15 protein-coding genes and 2 riboswitches are annotated in these 21,234 nt (G+C 64.0%); of the genes, 8 read left to right on the top strand and 7 right to left on the bottom strand.

The genetic code is table 11. The features are described from left to right. Positions 1 to 284 precede the first annotated feature (284 nt). The 8 genes from IHE39_RS16465 to IHE39_RS16430 all read left to right on the top strand — a co-directional run bounded on the left by IHE39_RS16465 (position 285) and on the right by IHE39_RS16430 (position 14,135). Positions 285 to 2,018, top strand: a complete 1,734-nt coding sequence (locus IHE39_RS16465; RefSeq protein ID WP_192567183.1) for a peptidase domain-containing ABC transporter — start codon at positions 285 to 287, stop codon at positions 2,016 to 2,018. Positions 2,019 to 2,092: 74 nt separating this feature from the next. Further along, positions 2,093 to 2,304, top strand: a riboswitch (cobalamin riboswitch). A gap of 111 nt (positions 2,305 to 2,415) precedes the next feature. After that, positions 2,416 to 5,298, top strand: a complete 2,883-nt coding sequence (locus IHE39_RS16460) for a ribonucleoside-diphosphate reductase subunit alpha (protein WP_192567209.1) — start codon at positions 2,416 to 2,418, stop codon at positions 5,296 to 5,298. Positions 5,299 to 5,325: 27 nt separating this feature from the next. Continuing rightward, positions 5,326 to 6,453, top strand: a complete 1,128-nt coding sequence (locus IHE39_RS16455) for a ribonucleotide-diphosphate reductase subunit beta (protein ID WP_192567182.1) — start codon at positions 5,326 to 5,328, stop codon at positions 6,451 to 6,453. Next, a complete protein-coding gene (locus tag IHE39_RS16450; protein ID WP_192567181.1) occupies positions 6,444 to 6,689 on the top strand; it encodes a hypothetical protein in 246 nt (81 codons plus the stop codon). Before IHE39_RS16455 ends, IHE39_RS16450 begins: the two co-directional genes overlap by 10 nt. After that, positions 6,686 to 7,444, top strand: a complete 759-nt coding sequence (gene cobF, locus IHE39_RS16445) for a precorrin-6A synthase (deacetylating) (protein ID WP_192567180.1) — start codon at positions 6,686 to 6,688, stop codon at positions 7,442 to 7,444. Before IHE39_RS16450 ends, cobF begins: the two co-directional genes overlap by 4 nt. 113 nt (positions 7,445 to 7,557) lie before the next feature. After that, positions 7,558 to 11,367: a methionine synthase gene (gene metH / locus IHE39_RS16440; protein ID WP_192567179.1), complete on the top strand. Its 3,810-nt coding sequence runs from the start codon at positions 7,558 to 7,560 to the stop codon at positions 11,365 to 11,367. A 76-nt stretch (positions 11,368 to 11,443) separates the two neighbouring features. Next, a riboswitch (cobalamin riboswitch) is annotated at positions 11,444 to 11,649 on the top strand. 117 nt (positions 11,650 to 11,766) lie between these two features. Then, positions 11,767 to 13,014 (top strand): aromatic ring-hydroxylating oxygenase subunit alpha, encoded by a 1,248-nt coding sequence (locus IHE39_RS16435; RefSeq protein ID WP_192567178.1) that lies wholly within the window; start codon positions 11,767 to 11,769, stop codon positions 13,012 to 13,014. A gap of 23 nt (positions 13,015 to 13,037) precedes the next feature. Next, complete coding sequence (locus IHE39_RS16430) at positions 13,038 to 14,135, top strand: FAD-binding oxidoreductase (RefSeq protein WP_192567208.1); 1,098 nt, start codon at positions 13,038 to 13,040, stop codon at positions 14,133 to 14,135. Between the two features lie 55 nt (positions 14,136 to 14,190). Here the strand turns inward: IHE39_RS16430 and IHE39_RS16425 are convergent, their stop codons facing one another. From IHE39_RS16425 to IHE39_RS16395, 7 genes are all read right to left on the bottom strand, one after another. Then, positions 14,191 to 14,949: an iron ABC transporter ATP-binding protein gene (locus IHE39_RS16425; RefSeq protein ID WP_192567177.1), complete on the bottom strand. Its 759-nt coding sequence runs from the start codon at positions 14,947 to 14,949 to the stop codon at positions 14,191 to 14,193. Next, a complete protein-coding gene (locus IHE39_RS16420) occupies positions 14,946 to 15,887 on the bottom strand; it encodes an iron chelate uptake ABC transporter family permease subunit (protein WP_343070093.1) in 942 nt (313 codons plus the stop codon). Before IHE39_RS16420 ends, IHE39_RS16425 begins: the two co-directional genes overlap by 4 nt. Further along, positions 15,880 to 16,842 (bottom strand): ABC transporter permease, encoded by a 963-nt coding sequence (locus IHE39_RS16415; RefSeq protein WP_192567175.1) that lies wholly within the window; start codon positions 16,840 to 16,842, stop codon positions 15,880 to 15,882. Before IHE39_RS16415 ends, IHE39_RS16420 begins: the two co-directional genes overlap by 8 nt. After that, a complete protein-coding gene (locus IHE39_RS16410; protein ID WP_192567174.1) occupies positions 16,842 to 17,747 on the bottom strand; it encodes a siderophore ABC transporter substrate-binding protein in 906 nt (301 codons plus the stop codon). The genes IHE39_RS16415 and IHE39_RS16410 overlap by 1 nt, the downstream gene beginning before the upstream one ends. Positions 17,748 to 17,819: 72 nt before the next feature. Then, positions 17,820 to 18,665, bottom strand: a complete 846-nt coding sequence (locus IHE39_RS16405; protein WP_192567173.1) for a sugar phosphate isomerase/epimerase family protein — start codon at positions 18,663 to 18,665, stop codon at positions 17,820 to 17,822. Beyond that, the gene (locus IHE39_RS16400; RefSeq protein WP_192567172.1) at positions 18,662 to 19,963 is read right to left on the bottom strand and encodes a DUF6005 family protein; all 1,302 of its coding nucleotides are present in this window, start codon (positions 19,961 to 19,963) and stop codon (positions 18,662 to 18,664) included. The genes IHE39_RS16405 and IHE39_RS16400 overlap by 4 nt, the downstream gene beginning before the upstream one ends. Then, the gene (locus IHE39_RS16395; protein WP_192567171.1) at positions 19,963 to 21,231 is read right to left on the bottom strand and encodes an AMP-binding protein; all 1,269 of its coding nucleotides are present in this window, start codon (positions 21,229 to 21,231) and stop codon (positions 19,963 to 19,965) included. The genes IHE39_RS16400 and IHE39_RS16395 overlap by 1 nt, the downstream gene beginning before the upstream one ends. Positions 21,232 to 21,234 lie beyond the last annotated feature (3 nt).

The following is a 21,234-nucleotide window of genomic DNA, read 5'->3' as shown; positions in this document are numbered from 1 at the left end:
GCCGGCGCAAGTCGGGGCAGGCCCGGCGCGACACCCGGCCTCACCCGTATTGGGCACATGCCGGCACCGGCTTCGCACGGCCTGCGAGGACCTGAGCGGATCTGGGAAGACTTCCCGAGCGCATCGCCTCGACGTGGCAGGCGATTTTCGCTGAAGCGTTTCGCGAAAATATGACTATGATTGTCATATTATTTGACAGAAAAGCACGAATGACCTAGCGAACCCGTCCCTGTTGTTCGAGCAGCGTCGGGTTGGCAATGAAATTTCGAGAGAAACTGAACGCCTTGCGTAACATACCGCTCGGCGACTGGCGGATACTGATGCGGGTTCTTGGCATCTACCGCCAAAAATTTCTTCTCGCCATGGCACTTTCGCTGGCCGGAATCGTCCTTTCGGTGACAGTTCCGGTCCTGTCGCAGAAGATCATCGACAGCGTCATGGTCGGCGAGGACGGTTGGGAAGCGACCCAGTTCGCCGCCATCGCCATCGTGGCGGCGGTTGTTAGGCACATGACCTCGCGCTGGCACAACTCGCTGATCAACGACGTCGACGCAAGGTTCACCGCCCGATTGTCCAGGCGCATCTACTTCCGCCTTATGCGCATCCCCTATGAGAGTTCGGCGTCAGCTGGCGGAAGCACAATCAACCTGCTCAATGAATCGCAGCGTGTCGCGAGCTTCATGCTGAGCGCTGCGCCGAATTTCTTTCTCACCATTTTGGGTGCTGCCGTCTCGTTTGCCGTGGCGCTGTACTACGACTATCTCATCTGCCTGCTGGCTTTTGTCGTTGCCCTGGTCTTCGCCGTCTTTGCCCGCAAGACCAATGCGCAGCTGGGCGAGGCGAGCCGCAGCTCATTCCGTCTCAACGGCTTGCTGCAAGGGGCGACCGCGGAAACGGTGGGCAACATCCGCGGCATCAAGTCGAATGCGGTGGAGCGCTTCTTCATCGGCCGCTGGTCCGCGAAGTCAGCCGAAGCCGTCAGGGCGCGCTGGCACATCCTCGACCTTTCGCATTCTTATTCGTTCACGCTTGGTCTGCTGAGCGAGATCCTGACGCTGCTCGTCGTTGTGGTAGGCTGCTGGCGCATCCTGCGCGGTGATCTGACGATCGGCGGCCTGCTTGCACTGCAGTTGCTCGTCACCCGGGCAACCATGCCGATGCTGACCAGCGCCGGCATCCTGATCCAGTTTCATTCGGTGAGCGCCACGGTCTCGGCCCTTGCGGCTTTCCTCAAGCGACAGCCCGAACGCGCCATCGTTGCCCCAGCGCTGCGTGCTGCCGATTTCGGTCCGATCATCGTCGATAACCTGACCTTCCGCTATCCCGAGGCGAACACTGCTGCGCTTGACGGCGTCAGTCTGGTGCTGCCCACGACCGGGGTTGTCGCGATCGTCGGCCGCAACGGCTCGGGCAAGTCCAGCCTGCTGCGCGTGCTGCTGGGGCTCGAGCGTGACTATGGCGGCAAGGTCGCGATCGGCGGCGTCGACGTCCGCGCCTTCAATCCGCGCTGGCTGCGCGGCCGCATCGGTGTCGTCGACCAGGAGACGTCGCTGTTTTCGGGTACGATCCGCGAAAATCTGCAGGCTTCGCTGGCCCGCCCGATGCGCGACGATGAAATCGAACACGCGCTGGCATTCTCGTCGGCTGACAAATTCACCGCGGGCCTGCCCAAGGGCATCGACACCGAGCTGGTGCAGGCGGGGCAGAACCTGTCCGGCGGTCAGCGGCAGCGCCTGGCGATTTCGCGTGCCGTATTGCGTGATCCGCACATCGCCGTCTTCGACGAGCCGACCTCGGCACTCGACGCCGAGTCGGCGATGTCGCTGGAACGCAGGTTGCTGGCATTCGGCCGGGACCGGTTGGTGATCATCGTCACGCATCACCTGTTCTCCGCCCGATCGGCCGACATGATCGTCGTCCTCGATGAGGGCAAGATCGTCGGCGTCGGCAGCCATGAGGCGCTCGAAGCGACATGCGAGACCTACCAGACGCTGTGGCGCGACTACGTCAGAAACTGACCGGCCGCCGACGTTGATGGGGCGATCGGGTGGAAATGATTTTTCTACCCGTTGACACGGTACCCGCCAGTCATACTACATGTAGATATCGTGGTTCTTCCGAGTTGATTCCAGCTTGGGAGCTAAGAGGGAAGCCGGTGAGCGATTTCGCAATGCCGGCGCTGCCCCCGCAACTGTAAGCAGTGAGTTGCTGTCGCGTATTGCCACTGGCGCCATGGGCGCTGGGAAGGCCAGACAGCGGCAATGACCTGTGAGCCAGGAGACCTGCCGCGATAGTTTTTTGAACGTCCACGGGCGGGGTGTCCCGGTGGTGCGCTTGCGTTCTGCCGGCATGCGCCGGCCGAAAGACAGCACGCGTCCGCTGAAGGCCTTCGCCCCCAAACCATCGGGGAAGATGATGCCGGCGACCTCTACACTTCTATCAACCGGAACCGACCGGGTTCCCTCCGCCTTCCAGGATTCAGACGCTGGCCACGTCGCAGGCTACCGCGTCATCCGGCGCAACGGCTCGGTGACGCCGTTCGATGCGACCAAGATCACGGTGGCGCTGACCAAGGCGTTCCTCGCCACCGAAGGCTCGGTGGCTGCCGGTTCGCGCCGCGTCCACGAGGTGGTCGAGGACATGGCGGCGCAGGTGGTCTCGGCGCTGACGCGACGGGCCGACACGGGCCGCACCTTCCATATCGAGGAAATCCAGGACCAGGTCGAACTGGCGCTGATGCGCTCCGAACACCACAAGGTCGCCCGCGCCTATGTGCTGTATCGCGAAGAACGGGCGCGCGAACGCGCCGCCGCCAAGGCGGCCGCCGTCGAGGTCACGGTGCCGACGCTCCTGGTCAAGGGTGATGACGACAGCCTGCTGCCGCTCGACGAGGCACGGCTTGCCCGTATCGTCGACGAGGCATGCGACGGGCTCGAGGCCGTCTCGGCGGCAGCCATCCTGGCCGAGACCAGGCGCAATCTCTATGACGGCATCACGGTCGACGAGCTTTCGCTGGCGCCGATCCTCGCCGCACGAACGCTTGTCGAGACCGAGCCGAATTACGCCTTCGTCAGCGCCCGCCTGCTGCTGGACCGCCTGCGGCGCGAGGCGTTGAGCTTCGTCTCCGGCAGGCCGGAGCAGGCCACCCAGGCCGAAATGACCGAGCGCTATGCCTCCTATTTCCCCGACTTCATCGCCACCGGGATCAAGGCCGAGCTGATCGATCCCGAGCTTGGCCGTTTCGACCTCACCCGTCTCAGTGCGGCCCTGAAGCCCGAACGCGATTTGCAGGTCCAGTATCTTGGCCTGCAGACGCTGTATGACCGCTATTTCCTGCACACCAAAGGCAAGCGTTTCGAGCTGCCGCAGGCCTTCTTCATGCGCGTGGCGATGGGACTTGCTGCGCGTGAGATCGACCGCGAGGCCCGCGCCATCGAGTTCTATGACCTGTTGTCGTCCTTCGATTTCATGGCCTCGACGCCGACTTTGTTCAATTCCGGCACGCAGCGCCCGCAGCTCTCCTCCTGCTTCCTGACCACTGTCGCCGACGACCTCGACGGCATCTTCAAGGCGGTGAAGGACAACGCGTTGCTGGCCAAATATTCCGGCGGGCTCGGCAATGACTGGACCCCGGTGCGCGGCCTTGGCGCCCACATCAAGGGCACCAACGGCGAGAGCCAGGGCGTGGTGCCGTTCCTCAAGGTGGCCAACGACACCGCGATCGCCGTCAACCAGGGCGGCAAGCGCAAGGGCGCGGTCTGCGCCTATCTCGAAACCTGGCATGTCGACATCGAGGAGTTCCTCGACCTCAGGAAGAACACCGGCGACGACCGCCGTCGCACCCACGACATGAACACCGCCAACTGGGTGCCCGACCTGTTCATGGAGCGCGTCGAGGCTGACGGCGAGTGGACGCTGTTTTCGCCCGACGAAGCGCCCGAGCTGCACGATCTCTATGGCACTGCGTTCAAGGCGGCCTATGAAGCCTATGAGGCGAAGGCATCGGCCGGCGGCATCAAGGTGTCCCGTACGGTCCGGGCGCTCGACCTGTGGCGCAAGATGCTGACCATGCTGTTTGAAACCGGGCATCCCTGGATCACCTTCAAGGATCCCTGCAACATCCGCTCGCCGCAGAGCCACATCGGCGTCGTCCATTCGTCGAACCTGTGCACCGAGATCACCCTCAACACCTCGAAGGACGAGGTCGCGGTGTGCAATCTCGGCTCGGTCAACCTCGCCAATCACATCGTTGCCGAAGGTCTCGACCTCGACCGCCTTGCCCGCACGGTGAAGACGGCGATGCGCATGCTCGACAATGTCATCGACATCAATTTCTACACCATTCCCGAAGCCAGGCGCTCGAACCTGCAGCATCGTCCGGTCGGCCTCGGCCTGATGGGCTTCCAGGATGCGTTGCAGGCGCTGAAGATCCCCTATGCCTCCGACCAGGCGGTGGCCTTTGCCGACGCCAGCATGGAGGCGATCTCCTACAACGCGATTTCGGCGTCCTGCGACCTCGCCGCCGAGCGCGGCCGCTATCCGAGCTTCGAAGGTTCCTTGTGGTCGAAGGGCGTCCTGCCGATCGACTCCATCGACCTTCTGGCCAAGGCCCGTCCCGGGGTCGACATGGATCGGGGCGCGAGGCTCGACTGGGATGCCTTGCGCAAGCGCGTCAGGAAGACCGGCATGCGCAACTCAAACACCATGGCGATCGCGCCGACGGCGACCATCTCCAACATCTGCGGCGTGGCGCAGTCGATCGAGCCGGCCTACCAGAACCTGTTCGTCAAATCGAACATGTCGGGCGACTTCACCGTGGTCAACGCAGCCTTGGTGCATGAGCTGAAGGCGCGCGGCCTGTGGGACGAGGTCATGGTCTCCGACCTCAAATATTTCGACGGCTCGATCGGCCAGATCGACCGCATCCCCAACGATCTCAAGGCGCTCTTCGCCACCGCCTTCGAGATCGACAGCGCCTGGCTCATCGAGGCGGCGTCGCGCCGGCAGAAATGGATCGACCAGGCCCAGTCGCTCAATCTCTACATCGCCAATCCGAGCGGCAAGAAGCTCGACACGCTCTACCGCCTGGCCTGGAACAAGGGCCTGAAGACGACCTACTATTTGCGCTCGCGCTCGGCCTCGCATGTCGAGAAATCGACTCTGAAGGGCACCGACGGCAAGCTCAACGCAGTGTCCGCCGTCACCATGTCTGCGTCGGCGCCGATCATCGTCAACGCCGATGCCGCCTGGGGCAAGGCCTGCGCCATCGACGATCCCGAATGCGAAGCCTGCCAGTAAGCGGCGATCAGAAACAAGGATAGAAAAATGCTCGACTGGTCCGATCCAAAGGCTGCCGCCGCAACCATCCACCCCGCCTTCGCCGGCGACCTCCCGCCAGCCGACGCCACCGGGCTCGGCACCATTGAACGCGGCGGCGGCCGCGTGCGCGTCGACGACAAGCGCATGATCAATGCGCGTGCCGACGTGAACCAGCTTCTGCCGCTCAAATACCGCTGGGCGTGGGAGAAATATCTCGCCGGCTGCAACAATCACTGGATGCCGACCGAGGTGTCGATGCAGGCCGACATCGCCTTGTGGAAGTCGAAGGATGGGTTGACCGACGACGAACGACGCATGATCAAGCGCAATCTCGGCTTCTTCGCAGCTTCCGAGAGCCTTGTCGCAAACAACATCGTGCTGGCGATCTACCGCCATCTGACCAACCCGGAATGCCGGCAATATCTGCTGCGCCAGGCTTTCGAGGAGGCAGTGCACACCCACACCTTCCAGTACATCGTCGAGAGCCTCAGCCTCGACGAGGTCGAACTGTTCAACATGTACCGCGAAGTGCCGTCGATCACCGACAAGGCGGCATGGGCGCTCAAGCACACCCAGCACCTCGACGATCCGGATTTCAGGACTGGAACGCCGGAAGCGGACCAGGCCTTCCTGCGCGATCTCGTTGCCTTCTACGTCATCTTCGAGGGCATGTGGTTCTACACCGGCTTTGCCCAGATCCTGTCGCTGGGCCGACGCAACAAGATGGTCGGCATCGCCGAGCAGTACCAGTACATCCTGCGCGACGAGTCGATCCACCTCAACTTCGGCATCGACGTCATCAACCAGATCAAACACGAGAACCCGCATCTGTGGACGCCGGCGTTCCAGGACGAGGTCCGCGGCATGATCCGCACGGCGGCCGAACTCGAGGCCTCCTACGGCCGCGATACGATGCCGCGCGGTTTCCTTGGCCTCAATGCAGCGCTTTGCGAAACCTACATGCACTTCATCGCCAACCGGCGCTGCGCCCAGCTTGGCCTGCAGCCGGTCTTCGCCGAGGTCGAGAATCCGTTCCCGTGGATGTCGGAGGCGATGGATCTCAAGAAGGAGAAGAACTTCTTCGAAACCCGCGTCATCGAATACCAGAACGGCGGGGCGCTGGCATGGGACTGAACTGGAACAGCACCACCGTCGCACCGGTCATGCCCGAGCCCGAACAGGTGTTCCTGGCGTGGCTGATCGCCCAGCCTGAAGACGGCAATCTGCGCGCGGCGGCCGCGCGGCAGGCCAACCGGCTCGCCGAGTATGCCGGTGGCCACCCGGGGCCACGCCACCTCAGGCAATTGTTCCTCGACCTTGCCGCCGAGCTTGGCGGTGGCGCTGCCGCTAGCAGGGCGATGTCGTCATGAAGCGGAAGATCCTTGTCATCGGTATCGGTGCCGGCAATCCAGACTACGTCACCATCCAGGCCGTCGATGCGCTCAACCGGGTCAATGTCTTCTTCATCCCTAACAAGGGCATCGAGAAGGACGGGCTGGCGCGCGTCAGGCGCGAGATATGCGAGCGCTTCATCCGCGACCAGAGCTACCGCACCGTCGAATTCGACGTTCCCCGCCGCAGGCCAGCGGTCGAGGATTATGGCGGCGCCGTTGCTGACTGGCACGACGCGGTTGAGGGCGTCTACCAACAGCTGTTGATGGAGGAACTCGAGGAAGACGAGTGCGGTGCGTTCCTCGTCTGGGGCGATCCGACACTCTACGACAGCACCTTGCGCATCCTCGATCGACTCCAGGCGAAAGGCGGCTTCGAGCTCGAATATGATGTCATTCCTGGCATATCAAGCATCCAGGCGCTCGCCGCCCGGCACAAGGTCGCGCTCAACAGGATCGGCGAATCGATCACCATCACCACGGGCCGCAAGGTCGCCGAGGGTTTTCCCAACAATGCCGACAGCGTCGTCGTCATGCTCGACGGCGAAGGCGCCTTTGCCGGTCTCGATGGCGATCTCGACATCTGGTGGGGTGCTTATGTCGGCACGCCTGATGAAATCCTGGTGTCGGGTAAATTGCGCGAAGTCGTCGGCGACATCGAGCGCATCCGCAAGCAGGCGCGCGAGCAAAATGGCTGGATCATGGACACCTATTTGCTGAAGCACCCGGACTAGCGGCAGGCCGGTCGTATTGCGCGTGGTCGCAAATACGACGACGACGCACTCGACATATTGACATAAAGATGTCTTTATGTGACCTGACGGCTTTGTCGCCGAAAGGATGAAAAGTGTCGCAAAACGCCACCTCACTCGACGCCCTGTTTGGGTCGGTTGCCGCCAAGCCTGATGGCTCCGAGGTCCTTGCGGCGCTGAAAGCAGCGGCGCGCGAGCGCATTCTCATCCTCGACGGCGCAATGGGCACCCAGATTCAGGGCCTCGGCTTCAACGAGGACCATTTCCGCGGCGACAAGTTCACCGGTTGCGCCTGCCATCAGCAAGGCAACAACGACCTTTTGATCCTGTCGCAGCCCAAGGCGATCGAGGAGATCCACTATAAATACGCCATCGCCGGCGCCGACATCATCGAGACCAACACCTTTTCGTCGACCTCCATCGCCCAGGCCGACTACGGCATGGAGGACATGGTCTACGAGCTCAACCGCGACGGCGCACGGCTGGTGCGCCGCGCCGTGATCCGCGCGCAGCAGGAAGACGGCAAGCGCCGCTTCGTCGCCGGCGCGCTCGGGCCGACCAACCGCACCGCCTCGATCTCGCCCGACGTCAACAATCCCGGCTACCGCGCCGTCACCTTCGACGACCTGCGCATCGCTTATGGCGAGCAGCTGCGCGGCCTGATCGATGGCGGCGCCGACATCATCCTGATCGAGACCATCTTCGATACGCTCAACGCCAAGGCGGCGATCTTTGCCTGCGACGAGATCTTCATTGAAAAGGGCGTGCGCCTGCCGGTGATGATTTCGGGCACCATCACCGACCTGTCCGGCCGCACTTTGTCGGGCCAGACGCCATCGGCCTTCTGGAATTCGATCCGCCATGCCGACCCGTTCACGGTCGGCCTCAACTGCGCGCTAGGTGCTGCCGCCATGCGCCCGCATCTCGCCGAATTGTCCGATGTCGCCGAGACTTTCATCTGCGCCTATCCCAATGCCGGCCTGCCCAACGCCTTTGGCCAGTATGACGAGAGCCCCGAATTCATGGCCGCCCAGGTCGAGGAATTCGCGCGCGAAGGCTTCATCAACATCGTCGGCGGTTGCTGCGGCTCGACACCGGAGCACATCCGCGCCATCGCCGAAGCTGTCGCCAAGTACCCGCCGCGCCAGGTGCCGGAGCTCAAGCCGCAGATGCGCCTGTCGGGTCTCGAGCCGTTCACACTCACCGACGAGATCCCCTTCGTCAATGTCGGCGAGCGCACCAACGTCACCGGCTCGGCCAAGTTCCGCAAGCTGGTGACCGCAGGCGATTATGCCGCCGCCCTCGATGTCGCCCGTGACCAGGTCGTCAACGGTGCGCAGATCATCGACATCAACATGGATGAGGGCCTGATCGACTCGAAAAAGGCGATGGTCGAGTATCTCAACCTGATCGCCGCCGAGCCCGACATCGCGCGCGTGCCTGTGATGATCGACAGCTCCAAATGGGAGGTGATCGAGGCCGGCCTGAAATGCGTCCAGGGCAAGCCGATCGTCAATTCGATCTCGATGAAGGAAGGCGAAGAGGCTTTCCTGCATCACGCCAGGCTCTGCCGTGCCTATGGTGCCGCCGTCGTTGTCATGGCCTTCGACGAGCGGGGCCAGGCCGACACCAAGGCGCGCAAGGTCGAGATCTGCACCCGCGCCTACAAGCTTCTGACCGAGCAGGCCGGCTTCGCGCCCGAAGACATTATCTTCGATCCCAACATCTTCGCTGTCGCCACAGGCATCGAGGAGCACGACAATTACGGCGTCGACTTCATCGAGGCGACGCGCGAAATCACCGAGACCCTGCCGCACGTCCACATCTCGGGCGGCGTGTCGAACCTGTCGTTCTCGTTCCGCGGCAACGAACCGGTGCGCGAGGCCATGCACGCCGTGTTCCTCTATCACTGCATCCAGGTCGGCATGGACATGGGCATCGTCAATGCCGGCCAGCTCGCCGTCTATGAATCGATCGACCCGGAGCTGCGCGAAGCCTGCGAGGACGTCGTGCTCAACCGCGCCCCCAAGGCCGGCGGCACCGCGACCGAACGCCTGCTGGAGCTGGCTGAACGCTACAAAGGCACGGCCGGCAAGGAAGCCAAGGAGCGCGACCTCGCCTGGCGCGATTGGCCGGTCGAACAGCGCATCAGCCACGCGCTGGTCAACGGCATCACCGAGTTCATCGACGCCGACACCGACGAGGCACGGCTGCGGGCGGAGCGTCCGCTGCATGTCATCGAAGGCCCGCTGATGGCCGGCATGAACGTCGTTGGCGACCTGTTCGGCGCCGGCAAGATGTTCCTGCCGCAGGTCGTCAAGTCGGCCCGCGTCATGAAGCAGGCAGTCGCCGGCCTCCTTCCGCACATGGAGGCGGAGAAGGCTGCCAACGCTGCCAAGGGCATCGACAATGGCGAGCGCCAGACCGCCGGCAAGATTTTGATGGCGACGGTCAAGGGCGACGTCCATGACATCGGCAAGAACATCGTCGGCGTCGTGCTCGCCTGCAACAACTACGAGATCATCGACCTCGGCGTCATGGTGCCGGCAACCAAGATCCTTCAGGTCGCCAGGGACGAAAAGGTCGACATCATCGGCCTGTCCGGCCTGATCACGCCCTCGCTCGACGAGATGGCGCATGTCGCCGCCGAAATGGAGCGCGAGGGTTTCGACATTCCGCTGCTCATCGGTGGCGCCACCACCAGCCGCGTCCACACGGCGGTGAAGATCCACCCGCGCTATTCCAGTGGCCAGACCGTCTACGTCACCGACGCCAGCCGCGCGGTCGGTGTGGTGTCCAACCTGTTGTCGGCCGAGACCAAGCCAGGCTACGTCGAAACGGTGCAGGCCGAATACAAGAAGGTCGCCGACGCCCATGCCCGCTCGGAGGCCGACAAGCAGCGCCTGCCGCTGGCCAAGGCGCGCGCCAATGCACACAAGGTCGAGTGGGCGTCCTACACGCCGCCGAAACCGTCCTTCCTCGGCACCAAGGTGTTCGAGAACTGGGATCTGGCCGAGCTTGCCCGCTACATCGACTGGACGCCGTTCTTCCAGACCTGGGAGCTCAAGGGCCGTTACCCCAAGATTCTCGACGACGAGAACCAGGGCCCCGCGGCGCGCCAGCTGTTCGAGGACGCGCAAGCGATGCTGAAGAAGATCATCGACGAGAAGTGGTTCGCGCCCAAGGCCGTCATCGGCTTCTGGCCGGCCAATTCAGTCGGCGACGATGTCAAACTGTTCACCGACGAGGCGCGCAAGCAGGAGCTTGGCACCTTCTTTACGTTGCGCCAGCAGCTGACCAAGCGCGACGGCAAGGCCAATGTAGCGCTGTCCGACTTCATCGCGCCTGCAGACAGCGGCAAGCCGGACTATCTCGGCGGCTTCGTCGTGACCGCTGGCATCGAGGAAGTGGCGATCGCCGAGCGCTTCGAACGCGCCAACGACGACTATTCCTCGATCATGGTCAAGGCGCTGGCCGACCGCTTCGCCGAGGCCTTTGCCGAGCGCATGCATGAAAAGGTGCGCAAGGAGTTCTGGGGCTATGCGCCGGATGAAAATCTGGCGGCCGACGAACTGATCGGCGAGCCGTATCGCGGCATCCGCCCGGCACCGGGCTATCCGGCGCAGCCCGACCACACAGAAAAGGTGACCTTGTTCCGCCTGCTCGACGCCGAGAACAATGCCAGCGTCAGCCTGACCGAGAGCATGGCGATGTGGCCGGGCTCGTCGGTATCGGGCATCTACCTCGCACATCCCGAGAGCTATTATTTCGGTGTCGCCAAGGTCGAGCGCGACCAGGTCGAGGACTATGCCCGGCGCAAGGACATGACCATCGCCGAAGTCGAGCGCTGGCTCGGCCCGATCCTCAACTACATACCCGCCTCGTTCGCCGAGGCGGCCGAGTAACCTGCCACGGGCTCTGTCGCCTTTGCGCTGAGCCCGTGTCGTTTTCGTGCTCGTGTGAGGCCAGCTTTCCGTGGTCTGATCAGGACATGTTCAAGGTGCTGCTTCGCGTGAGACGAAGCGGAGAATTGGGAAGCCGGTGAGATGCCGGCGCTGCCCCCGCAACGGTGGCGGAGTTTGTTGTTTCGACGGGAGACCACTGGGCCGGAAGGCCTGGGAAGGTGTCGAAACAGTCCGAAAGGACAGCTCCGGAGCCCGGAAACCAGCCTTGAACCCGACAGAACTCGACTGATCGCGGTGGGCGGTCAAGAGGCGGATCGTTGCTGCGCGGACCTTGCGTCCGCCGGGCAGTCGTTCTTCCCGACATCACCACCAGTTCAGTCCTTGGCACGAGGACAGGACATGGACACGAAGAACGAAATGCTGAGGCTGCTGCGCGGACGCCGCGACGGGTTCAGCCTCGAACAGCCCTTCTACACCGACCCGGATTTCTACCGGGTCGACCTGGAGCTGATCTGGTACCGCGACTGGCTGTTTGTCGGCCATGACTGCGAGCTGGCCAAGCCGGGCAACTTCTTCACCGTCCAGGTCGGCGACTACCCCGTCGTGCTCGTCCGCGACCAGAAGGGCGAGCTTCGCGCCTTCCACAATTCCTGCCGCCACCGTGGCAGCCGCGTCTGCGCGACGGAAAAGGGCACGGCGGCCAAGCTCGTCTGCCCCTATCATCAGTGGACCTATGAGCTCGACGGCCGCTTGCTGTTCGCGCGCCAGATGGCGGAAGGTTTCGACAAGAGCCAGTTCGGCCTGAAGCCGGTCGCCTGCGAATCCGTCGGCGGCTACATCTTCATCTGCCTTGCCGACGAGCCGGCCGATTTCGCGCCGATGCGGGCGATGATCGAACCCTATCTTCTGCCGCACCGGCTGCGCGAGGCCAAGGTCGCCTTCGAGAGCACGATCGTCGAGAAGGGCAACTGGAAGCTGGTCTGGGAAAACAACCGCGAGTGCTATCATTGCGCCGCGAACCATCCCGAGCTGTGCAAGACCTTCCCAGAGGCGCCGACCGTCACTGGCGTCAACGGTGCCGAGAGCGATCCCGAAATGCTGGCGCACTGGGCCAAGTGCGAGGCTGCGGGGCTGCCGAGCAAGTTCCGCATCGATGCCGGCGGTCAGTACCGGGCAACACGCGCGCCGCTGCTGCGCGACGCCGTCAGCTACACCATGTCAGGCAAACGCGCGGTGCAAAAGAACCTTTCCGACAGCGTCTCGGCCGACAGGATAGGCACGCTGTTGCTCTATCACTATCCGACCACCTGGAACCATGTGCTCGGCGACCACGCCGTCACCTTCCGCGTGCTGCCGATCAGCGCCACCGAGACGGCCGTCACCACCAAGTGGCTGGTGCACAAGGACGCTGTCGAAGGCGTCGACTACGACCTTGCCGAACTGATCCATGTCTGGACCGAGACCAACGACCAGGACCGCCGTATCGTCGAGGAAAATGCCTTCGGCATCAAATCGCCGGCCTATGAGCCGGGCCCCTATTCGGAGGAACACGAGGGCGGGGTCATGCAGTTCATCGAATGGTACGCCAATTTCATCGAGCCGCGGCTGGCCGATGACGGCAAGCCGGCGCTGCGCAACGTCGCCTGAGCGGGAGTGGAGCAGTGAACGCGATGTCCGATCTCGGCCTTTACCGCAACCTCGACGAAATGGCGCCCTGGAACGACAGGCTTCAGGTGCTGGAGGTCATCGGCGTCACCGACGAGGCGCCCGACGTCAAGACCTTCACCTTCCGCTCCGACAACCAGACCTGGTTCCGCTACAAGCCCGGCCAGTTCGTGACGCTCGAACTGCCGGCCGAGCCGGAACCGGTCATGCGCACCTACACGCTGTCGTCCAGCCCGTCGCGGCCGTTCTCCATCGCTGTCACTGTGAAAGCGCAGGCGGGCAGCGTCGGCACGCGCTGGATGTTCGATCATCTGAAGCCCGGCGCCCGCATCAAGGCATATGGCCCTTCGGGTGACTTTTCGCTGCACCAGCATCCGGCCGCCAAGTATCTGTTCGTCTCGGCCGGCTCCGGCATCACGCCGATGATGTCGATGCTGCGCTGGCTCAACGACTGCGCGCCATGGACTGACGTGGCCTTCGTCAACTGCGCCCGGCGGCCGGAAGAGATCATCTTCCGCAAGGAGCTCGAGCTTCTCGGTACCCACATGCCCGGCCTGTCGCTCGGCTTCATGATCGAGGAACGGTCGAGCCGCGAGGGCTGGTTCGGCCATATGGGCCGCATCGATGCGGTGCGCCTGCCGCTGCTGTCGCCCGACTTCCGCGAGCGCGAGGTGTTCTGCTGCGGCCCCGATCCCTTCATGCGCGCCGTGCGCGGCATGCTCGAGTCGTCCGGCTTCAACATGTCCCGCTACCATCAGGAAAGTTTTGCGGCACCTGCCGTCGAGGAGGTCCCCGCGCCGTTCTCGACGCCCGGCGAGGGGAGCGAAACCGTGCCGGATGCCGTCCTGCCGGTCCGCTTCGCACTGTCTGATGTCGACGCCGACTGCCTCCCAGGCCAGACCGTGCTGCAGACGGCGCGCGCTTCGGGCGTGCGCATTCCGGCGGCCTGCGAGTTCGGCCTGTGCGGCACCTGCAAGGTCAGGAAGCTCTCCGGCGAAGTCGAGATGAGCCACAATGGCGGCATCCTCGACCACGAGATCGACGATGGCTTCATCCTTGCCTGCTGCTCGAAGCCGCTGTCGGCGATCGAGGTCGAGGCGTAGAGCAACTCCGGGAAATGCGGTTTTCCGTCCGGAGTTGCACAAGAAGATGCAGAGCTCAGCGGTGGTGCAGCACCAGCGGCGCGCCGCCGACGTCGATGACATCCATGTCGTAGCCGAAGACCTGGGCGAGCACGTCCGGCCGCAACACCTCCGCTGGGGGTCCGTCGGCGACGACGCGTCCTGATTTCATCGCCACGATCCGGTCGGCATAGACTGCGGCATGGTTGATGTCGTGCAGCACAACGATCACCGTGCGCCTGTCGTTGTCGGCCGCCGCCCGCAGGTCACGCATCAACTGGCGGGCAAACAGCATGTCGAGATTGTTCAGCGGCTCGTCGAGCAGCATGTAGTCGGTGCCCTGGCAGAAGGCCATCGCGACCATCGCGCGCTGGCGCTGGCCGCCTGACAGATTGTCAAGGAAGCGGTCGGCCAGGTCCATCAGGCCGAACTGCTGCAATGCCGCCTCGATCAGGAGCAGGTCGTTGGCGTCGATCCGCCCGCGTTGGTGCGGAAAGCGGCCGAAACCGACGAGTTCGCGCACCTTGAGCCGGCTTGCCACCGCCGGGTCCTGGCGCAGGATGGCCAGCGTCTTGGCCAGCCGCCGGCTTGGCGTCGTGTCCACCGGCAGGCCATCGACCGATATCGACCCGGTTTGCAGCGGCTGGAGCCGGGCGATCAGCGACAACAGGCTCGACTTGCCGGCACCGTTCGGCCCGACAAGTGCCGTCACCCCGCCCTTGGGCATGGTCAGTGACACGTCCTCAAGGATCTGCGTGCCGCCGAGGCGCAGCGAAACGTTGTTGATCTCGATCATCGTTTGCTCGTTGTTATCAGCATGGCCAGGAACACGAGGCCCCCCACGAATTCGATGACGACGCCGAGCGTCGCGGCACCGTCAAGCAGATGTTGCAGCGCCATCTGGCCGCCGAGCAGCACGATGACCGCCGTCAGCATCGCGGCTGGCAGCAGCAGGCGATGGCGTCGGCTGTCGACGATGCGCTCGGCCAGTGCCACCACCAGTAGGCCAAAGAACGTCACCGGCCCGACCAAAGCGGTCGATACGGCAACCAGCGCGGCGACCAGCAGAAGCAGGCCGGCCAGAGCCTTGGTCCAGTCGACGCCGAGCCCGGTGGCGCTGTCGGCGCCAAGGGCGACGATGTCGAGCAGGTGGCGCAGGCGCCAGATGATGACGGCGGCCACCGTCGTCACCACAAGGCCGATGACCACGAGGTCTGGCCGCACGGTGTTGAAGTCGGCGAAGCTCGACCCCTGGACGACAGCGAATTCGTTCGGGTCGATCAGCCGCGCGATCAGCATTGCGAGGCTGCGGAACAACACACCGAGCACCACGCCGGTCAAGAGCAGCAAGCCGACGTCGAAGCGCCGGCGCAGCATCGGCAGGAACAGCACCAGCGCCATCGCCATCATAAGGCCGGCCTCGCCGGCGAATTTCAGGCGCGGGTCGAGCGCGACATAGCCGACGCTGCCGAGCGTCAGCACCAGCGCCATCTGGCCGAACAGATAGAGCGCGTCGAGCCCCATGATCTGCGGTGTCAAAACCCGGTTTGCGGTCACTGTCTGGAACACCACCGTCGAGATCGCGATCGCCACGCCGACCTGGATCAGCGTCACCAGCCGCACCGCGCGCAGTTCGAGCGCGAAGGCGATGTTGCCGCGCAGCCCGACTGTCATGAAGGCGATTGCAGCGACCACTGCCAGAACAGCCAGGATCAGGAGACGTTTGTCAGGCACGCTGGGTCCGCCCGAACAGGATCCACAGGAACAGCCCCGAACCGACAACGCCAAGCACGGTGCCGACTGGAATTTCATAGGGGTAGCGGATGAGCCGGCCGATGATGTCGCAGGCAAGCAGCAGCACCGCACCTGTCATCGCCACCCAGGGCAGGGCGCTTTTCAGATTGTCGCCCATCAGCCGAGATACGAGGTTGGGCACCACCAGCCCGACAAACGGGATCATGCCGACGACGACTACGGCCAGCGACGAGATCACCGCCACCATGACCAGACCGAGCTGGACGATGCGCTGGTAGTTGAGGCCGAGCCCGAGGCTGACCTCGCGGCCCATCGAGGCGATGGTCAGCCGGTCGGCGACCCACCAGGCCAGCGCCACCATGGCAGCAAGAATCCAGAGCAGCTCGTAGCGGCCGCGCAGCACGCCCGAGAATTCGCCATTGGTCCAGATGTCGACATATTGCAGCAGGTCGGCCTGCCAGGCGATGAAGGTCACCGCCGCCCCGATAACGCCGCCATAGACCAGGCCGAACAGCGGGATGAGGAACGGCTGCGTCGGCGGCAGCCGATGCGCGATGGTGAGGAAAACCGAAGTGCCGGCAAGGGCGGTCAAGCTGGCGCCCAGCGTCTTCATGGCGATCGAGGCGGTTGGAAACAGCAGCGTCACCGCCAGCACGCCCAGCGCTGCACTCTGGCCGGTGCCCGTGGTAATCGGCTCGACGAAGCGGTTGCGCACCAGGATCTGCAGCACTAGCCCGGCGATTGCCAGGCCGGCACCAGTCAGCACCACGGCGACCGTTCGCGGCAGGCGGCTGACCAGCAGAAGCTGCAGTGCGCCGGCGTCGGTAAACACGCTGCCCATCGGCAGGTCATCGACGCCGATGCACAGGCTTATGGCAAAAAGCCCGAAGAGCCCGGCGCCGACGAGCAGCCGGGCGTTGGGCAGCACCGCCATCACTTGGCCTTGGCGAAAGCTTGCTCGATGGCCGAAAGCACGCGGTGCGTCGACTGCACGCCGCCGGCGGCGATGTAGAAGTCGGGCGACGGCAGGAAGATCACCTGGCCCTTTTTCCAGGCGGTCGTCTGGGCCACCAGTTCGTTGTCCAGAGTCGCCTTGGCACCCTGGTCATTCGAGCCGATCGCCGCGGCGCGGTCGAGCACCAGCAGCCAGTCCGGGTTGGTCTTGCTGATGAACTCGAACGAGATCGCCTCGCCATGCGTTGCCGCCTCGACGTCGGCGACCGCCGGTTCGAGGTCGAGCGTCTTGTGCACCCAACCGAAGCGCGAACCCGGGCCATAGGCGGTGATCTTCGGGCCGTTGGTCATCAGGATCAGCGCCTTGCCCTTGCCCTTGACGGCCTGCCTCGCGGCCTCGACGGCGGCATCCAGCTCCTTGGCGGCGGCGGCGGCTTCGTCCTGCTTGGCGAACAGGTCGCCATAGGTGGCGAGGCGCGTCTTGGCCTGGGCCACGAGGTCGTCGCCATCCATGGTCATGTCGATGGTCGGCGCAACGCGCGACGTCGCCTCGACCTGCGTTGACGAGCGGCCGCCGACGATTACCAGATCGGGGGCAAGTTCATTCAGGGCTTCGAGGTTTGGTTCAAACAGCGTGCCGACCACGGTGGCGCCCTTGGCGACGTCGGCGAGTTCCGGCACGAACAGCTTGTCGGGAATGCCGGCCGGCTGGATGCCGAGGCGGGTCAGCGTGTCGATCGCGGCGATGTCGTAGACGGCGACCTTTGCCGGCACCTTGTCGATGGTCTTGGGGCCAGTCGCAGTGGTGATCTCGACGGCAAGGGCGGGTGCCGTGGCAATAGCCAGCGCCGCCGTTAGATTGGCCAGCAGGCGAACAAACTTCATCTTTTGTCTCCGTCCTCGTGGATTTGCGTCGGTTGCTTAAAACCTTCGCAATATACTCTTCTTTGGCGCATATCAGAAGCTGCCTGTGCGCTGCAAGACTTCGTCGCGACCCTTCAAGCGCTTTATTGCTTGCCGGTCGCTGCGCAGCACGTTGAAGCAATCATTGCCGAACCATTCGAGCGAAGCCTCGACATTGGGGTCGTCGCGGAGTTCGGCGAGGAAGCGTCGGTAGTCGACCTTGCCGTCGAACAGCGGCGTCATGCCTTCCCGGCTTCCGGCCGCCGCATAGACGTTAGCTGGCTCAAAGACCCTGAGGTCGGCGCGCGAGCGCACGTTTTTGAGGTGGTAGTGGCTGATATGCGGGCGCATCGCGGCGTGCGCAGCGACCGGGTCGTCGCCACCCTCCCAGACATGCAGCGTGTCGAAGTTGAGCTTGAATGCGGGATGGTCGACCTCGGCAACGAGTCTCAGCGTCGAGGCGCCGCAATCGGCCAGCGTGCCAGGATGCGTCTCGGCCAGCAGTTCGAGGTCGAAGTCCCGGGCGACCTCCGAAATCTCGCGCAGCCGTGCGGTGATGATGCGCCTGACGTCGGCGGGGGTGTCGCGGCTGCCGCGGCTGCCGGCGAAGGTGCGGATCTTGCCGGCCCGCCAGTGTTGCGCCAGGCGGCATAGGTCGATGGTCTTCTTGCGCAGCGTCTCGGCGTCGCCGTCGAGCGGCAGGTAGTCGCTGACCATCGGTACATAAAGCCCTTGCTCGGCCAGCCAGTCGGCGTCGCATTGCGGCTGGTAGGCCAGGTTGCGGGCGTGCGCGCCCCACAGCTCGATGCCCTGGAAGTCGTTGGCCCCAGCCCATCTGGCGATATCTTCGAGCGAAACGAGGTGATGGCGGAAGGTGATGGTGCAGAGCGAGATTTTCATTCGGCTGCTCCGAGCAGTTCGGTGGGGGGTGTGTGGGGGATACCCTTGCTGGCGCACCAGGCCCGGAAGGCCTCGCCCAGCCTCGCCTTGATCCGCCGTTCGAGTCCGTCGAGTGTGTCGAGCCGGCGCAGGACGTCCTCGGCAAGGCTGCGGTCCTCGGTCTGGACCAGCTTCATGACGGCGTAGTGCAGCGCCTTGAAATCCTGGATCACGCGCTCGATTTCGTCGCACCAGTGGTCGAAATCGGCGTTGGCGAGCTTCATCTCGCGCCAGAAAAAGGCGAAGCCATGCTCATAGGCATATTTGCGGATCGAGATGACCGGTACCTCCCGAAGTGCTGCGGCGAGATCGGCGAGCTTCACGCCGTCCCAGCCTTCGAGATGGGCTGAAACGATGCGGCGCACGCCGTCGACAAGCGGATTGTGGTCCGGCTGGTGGCAGGCGAGGAAGAAGTCGCGCAGGTCGGTGGCGGCGGGCACGCGTGCCTCCAGCCGGTCGAAGATGTAGCCGCCGCCGACGGTCGGCTGGCGGATCGCGTGGATGACCTTGTCGCGGGCGATCTGGCCTTCCCAGCGGAAGTCGGGATCGTTGACCTGCCAGATCTTCGGATCGTCGGTCTTCTCGATCATCAGGTAGTGTGGGAACGGGTTCTGGTTGAACTTGTTTTCCCGCTCCGGCAGGTGAAACAGGTCGAGCATCACCATCAGATATTGGCTGTCGCGCTTGCGCTCGAGCAGGTCGAGCATGACGACGATGTTCTGGTCCTTCGACCGCGCCGGGTCATACCACTCGTTCATGCTGACGCCGTAGAGCCGCTGGTACCAGGCGCGGAAGAAGTCGTGGTTGATCGACTTGTCGTGATAGGCGAGCTGCCAGCGCTCGTTGATGGCAAAGCCGGCGTCCCAGACGCTGAAATAGAAAGGCCGCTGGTCGATCCCCGATCGCTTCAGCGCGTCGCAGACGCTGCTGACGAAGCAGTGCACCTTGATGTCGATATAGTCCTCGCCGTGCACGCCTTCGCCCTGTGGCGCCGGCTTGGCGTCGACGGCAACGGCCTCACCGGTGAACAGCTGCGCCAGTTCGCGCACCGTCTCGATGTCCTGGCGGTTGATCGCGTCCTCGGGTGCGGCCAGACCGAACTCGAGTTCGAGGCTGAGGAAGATCTCGAGGATCAGCACCGAGTCGAGATAGAGGTCCTCGTTGAGCCGCGCCTCGGCGCCGAAACGGTCGAGATGGGCGTGGTTCATATGATCGCGCAGCACCGTGCCGATCGCTTCGATCACCCGTTCGGTGTTCATCACGCGACCTCCCTTGCCAATGCCGTGAACTGGCCTGCCGCGTGCTGTGCCGCGACCTCGCGGCGGCTGATCTTGCCGTTGGCCTGGCGTGGTATCGCCTCGACCTGGACGATTTCCATCGGCAGCTGGTGGCTGGCGAGGTTCTGGGCGCACCATTGCCGCACGGCCGGGCCCTCCAGCCGCTCGGTGGCACTGAACAGCAGGCCGACCCGCTCGCCGGCGAGTGTGTCGGCTTTGCGGAAGGCGACGGCGTCGGTGACTGAAGGCATCGACATCACCACGTCCTCGACCTCGCGGGGATAGACGTTGAGCCCCGAGACATTGATGGTGTCGTCGAGCCGGGAGACGAACACCAGCATGCCATCCGGCCTGTAGTAGCCGAGGTCACGGGTGGCGACTTCGCCATTCGGACCACTGACGATCATCTCGGATGGCGCCACCGCGCTGTTGGAGCAGGCGACGCTGTGATGCGGCAACACGAAGCCCATGTCGGCAGCGTCGGTGACGTCAGGATTGACCGCGATGCAGCCGGTTTCCGAGCAGCCATATTGCTGGAACAGGTGCGTCGTTCGCGCCCGGATGCGCGCGAACCACGGCTCGGGCAGCACCGTGCCCGAGGTCATCGCCGCATGCAGCTTTTCGCCCTCGGGCATCAGCCGCGCCAGCGTGTGCAGCACCGCCGGTGACGAATAGAGCAATGGCTGCTCGATGCCGCGCAGGGTCCTGAGCAGGTATTTCGGATTGCCGGCGTCGACAATGACGGGCGTGCGGCCGCGCTTGAGCGCCACCAGTATGCCGCAGATCAAACCGTAGGAATGCGTCGTCGGGCAGGCGATGACGGGCGTCATCTCCTCCGGATGGCGGAACATCGCGACGTAGCTTGCCACCTCCGCATCGATCTCGGCCCAGCCGCGGGCGATGCATTTCGGCGCGCCTGTCGTACCGGAGCTCATCTGCAGCAGCTGGCCGGCGGTATCAGGCGCCACGGCGGTCGACAGCGTCTCTGCTTCGAGACTGTTGAAATACAAGGCGTGGCAGCCTGCGGCGACGGCAAGCCGGCGCGCCGCGGCATGCGGCGTAGCCGGATGGATCGGGAAGACGCTGGCGTCGAGGTTGCGGATGGCGAAGAACAGCGCCAGCCCGCCGGCTGTGTCGCTGAAGCAGACGGCGTAACGCGCGTTCGCGCTCAGTCCGGCTTTGTCGGCGCTTTGCGTCACCATCTGCTCGAACTTCTGTCGGTCATAGTACCTGTCGTCGATCTGGAGCATCGA

The organism is Aminobacter carboxidus (assembly GCF_014863355.1).
Taxonomy (GTDB): domain Bacteria; phylum Pseudomonadota; class Alphaproteobacteria; order Rhizobiales; family Rhizobiaceae; genus Aminobacter; species Aminobacter carboxidus.
The sequence above is the reverse complement of the archived record's forward strand: the minus strand, read 5'-3'. Positions and strand labels throughout refer to the sequence as shown.